Source organism: Frigoribacterium sp. CFBP 13605 (assembly GCF_014839405.1).
GTDB lineage: Bacteria > Actinomycetota > Actinomycetes > Actinomycetales > Microbacteriaceae > Frigoribacterium.
The window spans coordinates 1-3,897 of sequence record NZ_JACYNS010000162.1; the positions used below are offsets into that span (position 1 = coordinate 1).

Sequence of the window (3,897 nt, forward strand, 5' to 3'; positions counted from 1 at the left end):
TCTCGGGGCGGGACGCACCGCCGACCGAGCGTCGCACCGCCCACGTCGGCGGTGCGACGTTCAGTCGGCGGTGCGACCCGCGCCTCCTGCGGTCAGGCGACCGGGCCGCCGCCGCGCCCGACCGGTCGAGGTCGCACCACGCCCGCGTCGTCCAACCACGCACGAGGGTGGTTCGACGACGCGGGCGTGGTGCCACCCGGTTCTCGTCGGACCAGGAGGCGCGGCGACGGTCAGGAGGCGCGGCGCACGTTCTCGACGAAGCCCGCGGCCCGCGCGCGCAGGCTCGCGATGCGTTCGAGTCGGGCCGCCTCGGCGTCGAACCCGAGGTAGGCCTCGGGCGGCAGCACGTGCACGTTGGCCGAGCACTCGAACCCGCCGCAGACGAGCGTGCCCACGGTGTCGCCGTTGCGTCCGGCCGCGCCGGCACGCTTGGCGCCGTAGAACAGCACGTCGGCCGGCAGGCGGACGTCCTGGCACCAGGTGCACTGCGCACGCTGCCGGGGCGAGGCCTCGGCCTGCCGCAGCACGACGCCGGCGACCGCGGGGCCCGGCTCGCCGTCCGCGTCGAGCGTCGGCACGACGACGTAGGCCCGGCGGGCGAGCCTGGGGTCTCGCCAACCGAGGTACTCGAGGTCGGTCCAGTCGAGGTCGGCGAAGTCGGGCGGCAGGGTCAGGTCGGCTGCTTCTCGGCGGCTCGCGTTGACGAACGAGGCGCGGACGGTCTTCTCGGTCAGGGGGATCATGTGGTTCTCCGGTCGTCGGGCCCGGGGCAGGGTGACGTCGACGCGCACACCCGCGCGATCGGCGACCGCGCGGGTGCCCGCCGTCGACGCGTCGGCCGGCCCGGGTGTTCTCGTGGGATCGTGCCGGGGCTCCAGCCCACGCGGCACGGGTGCGCGGTCGGACCTCGACGGTCGATCCGCGGCGGAGACGCGACTACCTGCAGCCGGCGCACGCGGCGCCGACGACCCCCTCACGCCCGGTGGGCGTCGCAGGTGCGGACGGGATGATCACCCGGCCACCCTAGGACCGTGAGCGCTCCTCGGCAACGACGCCCGCGCCTCCTCGTCCTGGCCGGGTCGCACCACGCCCGCGTCGTCGAACCACGCTCGAGGGCGGTTCGACCACGCGACGATGGTGCGACCCGACCAGGAGGCGCGGGTCGCGTCCCCGAGGCCGGCGACGGCCACGGCCACGGCCACAGCCACGGCCACGGCCACCGCCACGGCCACGGCCACGGCCACAACGCACCACGAAAGGGACGTCGCACCGCCGAGTTCGGCGGTGCGACGTCCAGTCGGTGGTGCGACGTGCGGGGTCAGCCCGCGTGGCGCCCGTGGTGGTCGGGGTCGCTGCCGTCGGGGACGGCGTCCACGGGGGCGGTCGGGTCGACGTGCGAGACGTGCCCGTCACCGGAACCCGAGCCCGAGCCCGACGCGTCGCCGGCCGAAGCGTGCGGCCGCGACCGCTCGAGGGAGGCGCCCTCGACGTCGACGTCGGGCAGGATGCGGTCGAGCCACTTCGGCAGCCACCACGCGGCGTCGCCGAGCAGGTGCATCACGGCCGGGATCAGCAGCAGGCGCACGACGAACGCGTCGACCAGCACGCCGAGGGCGAGGCCCAGGCCGATCGACTGGATCATCACCGAGTTCGAGAACACGAAGCCCGAGAAGACCGCCGTCATGATCAGCGCCGCGGCCGTGACCACCGTGCGACCGGCGTGGACGCCGCGCTGCACGGCCAGGCGGGCCGGCGAGCCGTGGGCGTACGCCTCGCGCATGCCGCTGACCAGGAACAGCTGGTAGTCCATCGCGAGCCCGAACAGCACGCCGACCATCAGGATCGGCAGGAAGCTCAGGATCGGCCCCGGGTCGTGCACGCCGAAGACCGGGCCGAGCCAGCCCCACTGGAACACCGCGGTGACGCCGCCGAACGCGGCGAACAGCGACAGCACGAAGCCGATGGTGGCGGTGATCGGCACGAGGATCGAGCGGAACACGAAGATCAGGATGATCAACGACAGCCCGACCACGACGAGCAGGTAGAGCGGCAGGGCACCGGCCAGCTTCTCGCTGACGTCGATGTTGCCCGAGGCGTTGCCGGCCACGCCGAGCGACGAGACGTCGTCGATGTCGAGGCCACGCAGGTCGCGGACGAGCTGCTCGGTCGACTCGGCGGTCGGACCGCCCTTCGGCACGACCTGGAACGCCAGCAGGGTGTCGTCGTCCGAGGCGCCGATGGGGGCGACCGCGGCGACGTCGTCCTGGTCCTTGAGGATCGTGCCGATGCGCACCTGCTCCGAGACGAGGTCGTCGTCCGAGATCGCGGTCGGCAGGTCGGCCACGACGACCAGGGGGCCGTTGACGCCGGCGCCGAACTTCTCGTCGATCAGCTTGTAGGCCTTGTAGGCGCTCGAGTCGACCGGCTCGGACGACCCGGCGGGCAGGCCGAGGCGCATCGAGAGCGCGGGGATGGCGACGATCAGCAGCACGGCGACGCCGGCCACGAGGGTCAGCACGGCACGGGTGGTGCTCATCGGCTTGGTCGGCACGCGGACGGCGCCCGTGTTGCCGACGTTCTTCCGGGCCTTCTTGGTGAGGATGCGCAGGCCGACGAGGCGCAGCAGCGCCGGGGTGAGCGTGATGGCGATCAGGATCGCCACGAACACGCAGACGGCGCCGACGGTGCCCATCAGGCCGAGGAAGGGGATGCCGGTCAGGTTCAGTGCGAGCAGGGCGATCAGCACGGTCGAGCCGGCGAAGACGACCGCGTTGCCCGACGTGCCGTTGGCCAGGCCGATCGACTCGTGCAGCGGCACCCCTTCTTTCAGCTGGGTGCGGTGGCGGTTGAGGATGAACAGCGAGTAGTCGATGCCGACCGCGAGGCCGAGCATCACGCCCAGCACGGGCGTGACCGACAGCATCTCGACGGCACCAGAGAGCGACAGCGAGGCGAGCACGCCGACGCCGACGCCGATCAGGGCGTTGACGAGGGGCAGGCCGGCACCGATGAGCGTGCCCAGCATGACGAACAGCACGATGGCCGCGATGACCACGCCGGCCACCTCGCCCGGGCCGAGGATCTCGGGGATGCTGGCCGCGATGTCGTTCGACACCTCGACCTCGACGCCGTCGATGTCGGCGTCGTTCATCGCCTCGACGACGGCCTCTTTGTTCTCGCTGGTGACGAGGTTGAGGGCCTTGTCGAACTGGATGCTGGCCACGGCCGTGGTGCCGTCGGTCGACACCTGACGGATGCCGTCGGTGAGTTCGAGCAACGACGCACCCTGCTCGAGCGTGGTGCTCTGCGTCTCGAGTTCGGCCTTGCCCGCGTCGAGGGTGGACTGCTGCGTGGCGATCTGCTGCGTCCCCGCGTCGAGCTGCGCCTGCTGGGCCTCGAGCTGCGGCGTGGCGGCGGCGAGTGCGGCGCCGCCGGCGGCCTGCGCCTGGGCCTTCGCGGCGTCGAGCTGCTGCTGGCCGGCGGTGATCTGGGCCTTCGCGGCGTCGATCTGCGCCTGGCCCGAGGTGATCTGGGCCTCGCCGGCGGCGATCTGGGCCCGACCGTCGGTGATCTTCTGCCCCTGGTCGTCGATCTGCTGCTGGGTCGCGAACGGGTCGGTCGTGCCCTTGACGTCGGCCAGCTCCTTCGCGTCGGTCAGCAGGGCCGCGATGTCGGACTTCTGCTGGTCGGTGAAGGCCGCGTCGTCGGCGGTCGTGAAGACGACCGTTCCGGTGCCGCCGCTCGCCTGGGGGAACTTCTCGGCGAGTTCGTCGCTGACCTTCTGGGTCGCCGTGCCGGGGATGCTGACGGCGGTGGTCAGCGGGCCGCCGAACAGCGCGAAGGCGCCGCCGGCGAGGCCGAGCACGACCAGCCAGGCCACGATGACGAGCCAGGCCC

General features: G+C 72.5%; 3 protein-coding genes. All 3 read right to left on the reverse strand.

The window, feature by feature from the left end; translation table 11 throughout:
* Positions 1-230 precede the first annotated feature (230 nt).
* Entirely contained in the window at positions 231-743 is a 513-nt protein-coding gene (locus IFT36_RS15495; protein WP_200413596.1) for an FBP domain-containing protein, read from the reverse strand.
* Positions 744-1,010: 267 nt separating this feature from the next.
* Complete coding sequence (locus IFT36_RS15500) at positions 1,011-1,238, reverse strand: hypothetical protein (RefSeq protein ID WP_200413597.1); 228 nt, start codon at positions 1,236-1,238, stop codon at positions 1,011-1,013.
* An 80-nt stretch (positions 1,239-1,318) separates the two neighbouring features.
* Positions 1,319-3,897, reverse strand: a 2,579-nt coding sequence (locus IFT36_RS15505; RefSeq protein WP_207114483.1) for an MMPL family transporter, incomplete at its 5' end; no start/stop codon positions are given.

Excerpts from the sequence above, each read along its gene's own strand:
- IFT36_RS15495 (WP_200413596.1), bottom strand. The coding sequence starts at position 743 with ATGATCCCCCTGACCGAGAAGACCGTCCGCGCCTCGTTCGTCAACGCG.